General features: G+C 40.2%; 5 protein-coding genes. All 5 read left to right on the forward strand.

Annotation, left to right across the window (positions count from 1 at the left end):
- Window positions 1-3,275: hypothetical protein (locus DWX62_RS21605; RefSeq protein WP_243636293.1), on the forward strand; the 3,275-nt coding region annotated here is incomplete at its 5' end.
- A 90-nt stretch (window positions 3,276-3,365) separates the two neighbouring features.
- Window positions 3,366-3,707, forward strand: coding sequence for a hypothetical protein (locus DWX62_RS21610; RefSeq protein ID WP_005825747.1), 342 nt, complete (start codon window positions 3,366-3,368; stop codon window positions 3,705-3,707).
- A gap of 164 nt (window positions 3,708-3,871) precedes the next feature.
- Window positions 3,872-4,999 (forward strand): ATP-binding protein, encoded by a 1,128-nt coding sequence (locus DWX62_RS21615; protein ID WP_120173144.1) that lies wholly within the window; start codon window positions 3,872-3,874, stop codon window positions 4,997-4,999.
- Between the two features lie 289 nt (window positions 5,000-5,288).
- Window positions 5,289-5,576 (forward strand): HEPN domain-containing protein, encoded by a 288-nt coding sequence (locus tag DWX62_RS21620; protein WP_009037333.1) that lies wholly within the window; start codon window positions 5,289-5,291, stop codon window positions 5,574-5,576.
- Window positions 5,555-5,854 (forward strand): nucleotidyltransferase domain-containing protein, encoded by a 300-nt coding sequence (locus tag DWX62_RS21625; RefSeq protein WP_008661919.1) that lies wholly within the window; start codon window positions 5,555-5,557, stop codon window positions 5,852-5,854. Before DWX62_RS21620 ends, DWX62_RS21625 begins: the two co-directional genes overlap by 22 nt.
- Window positions 5,855-6,157 lie beyond the last annotated feature (303 nt).

Consider the following 6,157-nt stretch of genomic DNA (forward strand, 5'->3'; position numbering starts at 1 on the left):
CCTTAATGGTGGGCACTGCAGGAACGTTCACGTCTTGTAAGGACTATGATGACGACATCAAGGACTTGCAAGGACAACTGGACAAAAAAGCTTCACTTGATGACCTAAATGCAAAAGTTGCTACTTTGCAGACAGCCGTAGATGAAGCCAAAACTGCCGCAAACGAAGCCAAAGCCAAAGCTCAGGAAGCTCTGGATAAGGCTGGTTCAAGCGAAGGTGGAGTATCTGAAGCTGATTTAGAGAAATTACAAGATGCTTTGGAAAAAGAAATGGAAAAACTGGCATCTTTAGAGGTTGTTGACACTAAGATCAAAGAACTGAAGGAGAGTCTGGCAAGTGAGTTTATTTCTGAAGCTGATTTGAAGAAATTGGCTACAGATGTCGAAACTCTGAGTGTTAAAGTTATGGCTTTGATTGGTCACCGATTGACCAGCCTTACGCTGATTCCAACTACGCACATCAACGGCATTCCTTCAATTGAACTGCTGACACTGACGTATACACCGCAGGTTTTTGCTGCCAAGAACTATGCTGACCACGAAGCAGACCCGTCTAAGCACACTGATCGCCCGGTTTTGGACCACACTGCTGTAAAGGGCGCCAAGGCACTCAGCATTTCTACCGAAAAGAATGAGGTAAGCTACAAGATTAGCCCGAGCATCGGTGTGATGAAAGAAGATGTTAAGCTTCCTATGTTTGAATGCTTTACCTCTCAGAACGTAACAAAGGCTGCTCCTGAACTTTCTCAGAACAAGCCTCTCGAAGTTGTAGACTACGATGTAAAAGACGGTGTAATGACTGTTCTTTATAAGAAGAATGCAGATTACGTAGGCAAGAGCATCGGCACAACCGGTAGCGCTCACGGTGAAGGTAAACTTGAAAAGTTCTGGATGGCTTCTCTGAAGACTCCTATTGCTGACAAAAACCTGACAGATGCTGAGAAAGAAGCTGGTAAAGACGTATTTGTAAATTCCGAATACAGCCGTATCGAAGAATCTACTGTATATCCTTATTTGGCTAACAAGAAGATTGACTTCACGAAGGACTTCACGACTGATTTTGCAGACGAAATGCAGGATGGTAAATACGTTCATTATCATGACTCTCTCTGCTTGTATAAATCAGGCAACGAACAATTGGTTGATGTTAAGCAGTCATATGACAGTCCACTTGACTTGAGAACGTTGGTTACTGTATGCTATACTTATACTGACAAACAACACGCTTCTCACAAGGAATTGACGAACTACGCCGACTATGGCCTGGAATTCCGTTTCTCTTTAGCAAAAGCTAAGTATCTGCAAGGTGACCGTAAGACTGACGAACAGGCATTCGGCCGCATCTTGTCTGACGGCTACACGCTGAAGTCTGAAGTTTACGACGTAGAGTTGGGAGATACAGAATATTCCAAGACTTCCATCGGTCGCGAACCTATCATTCGTGCTGAATTGTGGGACAAGAATAATGGCAACATGATTGCTGTACGTTATATCAAGATTCGTTGGACCGGTGAAAAGGATCAAACGATTGCTGCCATTACATTCCCGAACGATACTGTAACTTGCAAGGATATGTTCCAGCAGTTGTTCTCTAAGGAAATGAACGAGAAGATCTATCATATGGTTAAGTTCGACGGTGGTCAGAGTATGAGTAAGACTCAGTTCCACAGCATCTATACAGATATGGAGATTCTTGAACTGAGAAAAGACGGCAAGAAGGTAGATTTGTCTAAATTAGCTGTTTCTAAGGTGGCTACTGACTGGCAAGAAGGTTCTGACAAAGTTGGCAAAGACGGTAAGGAAGCGATTAAAAACAATAAAGACCTTGTATTTGCTTTATTGCACGATGCTGAAGACAATACGTCTTACAACTTAGTTTGGGCTATGAACCCGAAGACTGTTGGTACATTGGCTTACAATGAGTCTACCAAGACTTATGCTTCTACATTCGAAATCGACGTTAAGTACATTGACGAAGCTGGTTTGAATGGTGATATCAAGCAGACATTCAAGCAGACAATCGTTGTTCCTGCACAGAAGTTTGCATACCAAGGTACATTCTGGAAGAATGGTAAGGGCGAAGGTGTCTTCAATGTGAATCCGATTGTTTACACTACTGCAAATGACGGTGGAACACAGAAAGACCCGCATGTATATCCGGGTATTACTGACGGTTGTACGCTGAAAGACTATAGCCACATCGAAGCTGACTTGGTTAATGGCTTTGTATACGAACCGACCAAAGAAAAGCCAGCCAACTTGGCTCAATTCATCCAGTATATTCGTGAGCGTGCAGAGGTTAAGTTTATCTTTGACGAAACACGCATGAAAGACTTGACTACTTATCCGCATTTGAAAGACTTTGTCACAAGCGATGACAAAACTCAATTGTGGTATAAGACTGAAGGTACAGCAGAAGACAAAGACAAGAGTGACAACAACAACATCGGTAGAACGGATGCAGATATTATGGATTACAAACAATCTAATGATTTGGCTGCCACTATCAATAACCTGATGGGTGCTGATGCTACAGAAAACAAGAAGAACTTGCCTTGGAATTATGATGAAACATTAGGTAATAACGTAAATGAATGCTCCAGTATCATCCGTCTCCACGAAAAAGATAACTGGAACGGTACTGATGCCGCCCTCAAGTTGATTGGCAAGGAAGTTCCTGTACAGTTAGTTGTTGCATACAATGACTTCAATGTTATTCCAGTTCAAGAATTTGAGGTACACTTCATCAACCCGTTGACTATTGACGGTTCTATCAGCGACAACTTCGTTGATGCTGAAATTGACGGTAGCTTCTTGAGCGTTGCCAAGAACTTCACATTCACTGACTGGAATAATAAGCCGGTAGCTGCTGCTGTAGCTGACAAGGCCACTGGTGATGAAGTTTATGCACATGCTTTGTATGACTACTATGCTGTGCGTGAAGTTAAGTTCTTGACTGATAAGACCACTACCAGCTTGGCTTGGAATGCTGCAACCAGCACTTATGAGCATAAGGAGGGTACTACTGACGGTAAGTTGCCGACCAATGCTTCATTGAAGATGATGAACTGGGATGAGACAAAAGCTAAGTCTACTGCTACAGAAGCTAAAGCTGACCCGACTCACTTGGCATACTTCAACAACCATGGTACTCCGGTTAACGTTGACTACAACATGTTCCTGACTGTAAATGTCAACTACAAGTGGGGTGTATTGAGCAAGGATAACCTGAAAGTCATCGTTAAGAAGGCTGCCGGTACACCGAGTGCCAAATAATTAAGAAGAGATTCTTGATATAATTTAATAAAAGGGACGTCCTCTTGCAGGGCGTCCTTTTTTTCAATCTTTCATTTATAAATATCAGATATGAAGAAAATACTATTCATTTTGACTGTGTCAGTTTCACTCATCTGCTTTTCTTCATGTAAGAAGTCAGCAGCTACACATCCTTTTCCAGGCAAATTCGTTACTGAAACCGGTATCCAATTCGACCTTCGAGCCGACTCCACCACCCTGATTCAATATGATGATTCCAGTTCGTACGAGGGTACATGGAAAGTCTATAATCAAGGAGATACACTAAAGTATGCCACTATTGAGTTTGCCGGTTACTTTAACTATTATTATCTGCGTAATGGTAAACTCTATCGCAATGAACATAATATGATACGTCAAGCTCTTGGTGAAGAAATTGAATATCAAGATTAAAACAGAAAATGGCTATTACTATTCCTCTATTCTTTGGATGAGGAAAAGAATAGCCATTTCATATGATAGTCAACCACACATTTCCAATAATAATCGTTTTATGATTATCATCTTATGATTATCGTGATATTTTCCTTATATTTGCGTGTAAACTCAATAATCATATGAAAAATCCATTTGTTACGAACGGCTATGTATCACCGGAATATTTCTGTGACAGAGAGAAAGAAACGGCTAAAATTGTCTCACTTTTGACGAATGAGAACAACATTGCATTGATTTCCCCACGCAGATTAGGCAAAACAGACTTGCTGCGGCATTGTTTTGGACAGCCGGAAATCAAGGAGCATTACCACACTTTCATCATCGATATTTATGCCACAAGCTCTGTACGCGATTTTGTGAATGTTTTCGGCAAGGCTGTACTGGATGAACTACGTCCAAAAGGAAAATCCGTATGGGGTACCTTCTTGAATGTACTGGCCTCCCTTCGTTCCGAAATAACATTCGACATGAATGGACAGCCTACCTGGGGAATCGGTCTGGGAGCTATAACTAATCCCTCTGCAACATTGGATGAGATATTCTCCTATCTGAATAATGCCGGGAAGCCTTGCCTAATCGCCATTGATGAATTCCAGCAAATAACCAAATATGCAGACGATCCCAACATAGAAGCGGCACTACGGACACATATACAACGCTGTTCCAATGCCCACTTTGTCTTCTCCGGGTCCCATAGGCATCTGATGGGGGCAATGTTTACTTCTCCGGCACGTCCATTCTATCAATCAGTCACATTGATAAACCTGCCTCCCATTTCTGTTGATAAATACGCAGAGTTCTGTCTTAAGCACTTTGAACGGGTAAGCAAACACTTGGACACATTAGTGGTAACAGAGCTATATGAGCGCTTCAATGGTATAACTTCGTATATGCAGAAGGTTATGAACATTTTATTTTCCATGACTGGAACTGGAGAAATATGTATCTCCTCAATGATAGATACTGCCATTAACGACCTTCTGGACTTTTCTGCCGACACCTATGATGCCTTATTATATCAGATGCCCGAAAAGCAACGTATTGTATTTATGGCAATTGCGGCAGAAGGGAAAGCCAAGGCCATCTCAAGCGGTGATTTTGTGCGTAAATACAAGTTGCAATCTGCCAGTTCTGTCTCTTCAGCTGTAAAAGGACTACTGGAAAAAGACTTTATTACCTATGATAAAGGCATTTACCAGGTATATGATCAGTTCTTCCAACTTTGGTTGCAAAGGAATAAGCTTTAATGGTTTCTTTCTTGAATCTTATATTCATTCTATAAACAATTTAGAAATGAGTAGAAATGCAGCAGGCTTTGCAAAATATAATTATAAGACTAAAGTAAATACCTTCAATATGGTTCCAACGGATAAAATGTTGTAGCAAATCATTGTTGTTTGAAGGATAATAACTATCTTTGTTCTAAAGACTCGAAATATGGATAGTAAAGTAACCTTATTGGATTGAGATGTCAGATTATGATTTGGAAACAGCGAATGCAATGCTGCTTACAGGCCGTTATCTCTATGTCGGTTCATGTGCCATCAAACAATAGAGAAAATTCTCAAAGCATATTGGACTAATTGCTTAATGGAAGTTCCTCTAAAGATACATTCACTATCCAGACTTGCGGAGAGAACGGGATTGGACAAGCAATTGTCGGAGGAGCAGTTAGACTTTATAGACAAACTTGAACCTCTTAATATAGAAGCCCGTTACCCCTCTTATAAAGAAAGATTAATGAAGAGCTTAACCAAAGAATACTGTGCTGAACTTTTGAGCCAAACTAAAGAGTTGCAATTATGGATAAAGAACAAGCTATAAACCTTGCCAAACGCTATAAGGAAATGGTAGCGGAGAAGTTACCATTAAAGGCCCTTTATCTTTATGGTTCGTACAGTAAAGGAAATTATAGAGCAGACAGCGATATAGATATTGCTGTGATAGTAGAACGCCTGGATGACGATTATTTTAAAGATACTCCTCTATTGTGGAAACTTAGACGCAAGATAAGTAACCTTATAGAGCCAGTCCTACTTACAGAAGATATGGACAATCCTCTTTATTGTGATATTAGAAAAACTGGAATTCTAATACAATGAAGTCTTGTTTATCACATGCCATCTATTTCTATAATTTATATTCTTTTTTACTTCCAACGCATATTCTTCTTCTAAATCTTCGTACCATACCAAGTACTGCGAAATACATACCTGAGCGTTTTTCTCTTACTTATTCCCTTCTTCATCCAATCCCTATCATGACTTAAACATTTTTCTCTTGCAGCAATAATCACTTGATATTGCAAAAAATGAAGAATATGAAATCATTGTATTTGCAGCTATAATTGTATATACTTGTAAGGTAAACCTTTTATAAATAAATTGGAAATGAATAGAAATGAA

This window comes from Bacteroides sp. AF20-13LB, assembly GCF_003603065.1.
GTDB lineage: Bacteria > Bacteroidota > Bacteroidia > Bacteroidales > Bacteroidaceae > Bacteroides > Bacteroides uniformis.